The following is a 1,509-nucleotide window of genomic DNA, read 5'->3' on the forward strand; positions in this document are numbered from 1 at the left end:
CCCCTATTTTTTTATCTTGGTAAGTTAAAGAAAGGATTGTATAAGAAGAGAAATCTTGGATTTCTATTTGTTCAGAATTATCCGGATAAGGTTTAATAGTGAGGATATTATTAGAGAGGTAATAACGAACTTGGCTAGAAATTGCATCAGGAAAAGTAATGTTTTTTATGACTCCTTTATCCTTTATCACATCCATTCCTTCGCCTCTAGTAAAAACATAATCGCTATAAAGTCCAGAAAGATAATCATTGCCAGCTGTTCCATAAACAGTTTCGCCATATTTCGCCTCAATAACATTCGTATATTAGCTCATAACTTACTCCTAATAACACAATTTAGATAAGACATATCTACTTGAATATATACCAATAACAAAACAAGAAGAAATACTAAATTTTCATTACAGATTTCGTTTACCATCTTTTTTAACTTTAACCGTTCAGTAAAATCAACTAGCGTTTCTTTTATCAAATTCAATAAAAGCTAACGGAATCAAGTTTGCTTTGGGAATATCATTAAATGAAATCGCCATTATTTTTCTCCTTTCGGTTTGCTTTCAACCATAACCACATCCCCGTCACGTAAACGAGCCAACCAATAGGCGTTGCGTGGTTTTGCTTCCCCTTTCTCACTTAAAAACTCAAAGGTCTCTGGGTCACGAACCTTGATGTTTGCCTGTGCAGGCTTGATGTTGATGGTATCCATCACATAGTCCTTCTAATTCAATATGAATATCATTGTGCGCTGCGGTGTCTTGATGATGTTGGTGATAAACCTTAAAGCAATGTAAGTCCGTTTGCGTCAGCTCAAAATCAATCGACTGTTCCGCTTCAAAAAACATCGCATACACCACCGCACCTGTGCCTGATTGGGTTGAACTCCACAAATTTTGCACGCTTTGTAAGGTAAAATTGCCACTTGGCTCCACGCTTTCACCATGTAAAATGGCGGTCAAATGCTCCACAATTTGATAAGCACCCACCTGTTCAGTGGGCTTGCCATTTAGCACTTTTGTAACGATATAAATCACCCAGCGAGATTTCACACCGTAGTAACTGTTATCACGCACTTGCCCTAGCCACGCTACATACACCGCAGGGTAAGTATTCACAATTTGGCGAATAGTCTGCTCATCCCATTGTCCTGAATGTTCGGCAACCTTGTTTAATCGCCCTTTAAAGTGCGCTTTAATTTTGGCTATCAACGCATTACTGGTTTTCGCAATTACACTCATCAAATAAACCCTTTGGCTTGTTTTCGTCCCCATACGCTAGGCTCTGCTTCAAACTGTACAAGGTTTTCGTTTTCCACCACCTCGGCATTTTTATCTAAGCCCAACGTCACTAAACCTGATGCCACATCACGCAAAAATTTGAGGCTATCTTCATATTCTTTGCGAGTAGGATCTGTGGGGGAATGGCTTTCTAAAAAGTAACGAGCAATCACACAGCAATGGCGATTAAGCACCACAGTGATCTGCACCCCAAAAGTTGGACTAAACCTCTAACA

Annotated in this window: 4 protein-coding genes; all 4 read right to left on the reverse strand. The window is 39.2% G+C overall.

Annotation, left to right across the window (positions count from 1 at the left end; translation table 11 throughout):
• Positions 1 to 196: hypothetical protein (locus tag HMPREF0027_RS12205; RefSeq protein WP_005622123.1), on the reverse strand; the 196-nt coding region annotated here is incomplete at its 3' end.
• A gap of 335 nt (positions 197 to 531) precedes the next feature.
• Positions 532 to 705: a DUF2635 domain-containing protein gene (locus HMPREF0027_RS11565; RefSeq protein WP_005622124.1), complete on the reverse strand. Its 174-nt coding sequence runs from the start codon at positions 703 to 705 to the stop codon at positions 532 to 534.
• A complete protein-coding gene (locus HMPREF0027_RS02975) occupies positions 656 to 1,234 on the reverse strand; it encodes a phage protein Gp37 (protein WP_044024237.1) in 579 nt (192 codons plus the stop codon). The genes HMPREF0027_RS11565 and HMPREF0027_RS02975 overlap by 50 nt, the downstream gene beginning before the upstream one ends.
• On the reverse strand, positions 1,234 to 1,470 hold the full coding sequence (locus HMPREF0027_RS02980) for a phage protein Gp36 family protein (RefSeq protein ID WP_244261831.1): 237 nt from the start codon (positions 1,468 to 1,470) through the stop codon (positions 1,234 to 1,236). Before HMPREF0027_RS02980 ends, HMPREF0027_RS02975 begins: the two co-directional genes overlap by 1 nt.
• Positions 1,471 to 1,509: the final 39 nt, after the last annotated feature.

The organism is Actinobacillus ureae ATCC 25976 (assembly GCF_000188255.1).
Classification (GTDB): Bacteria; Pseudomonadota; Gammaproteobacteria; order Enterobacterales; family Pasteurellaceae; genus Actinobacillus; species Actinobacillus ureae.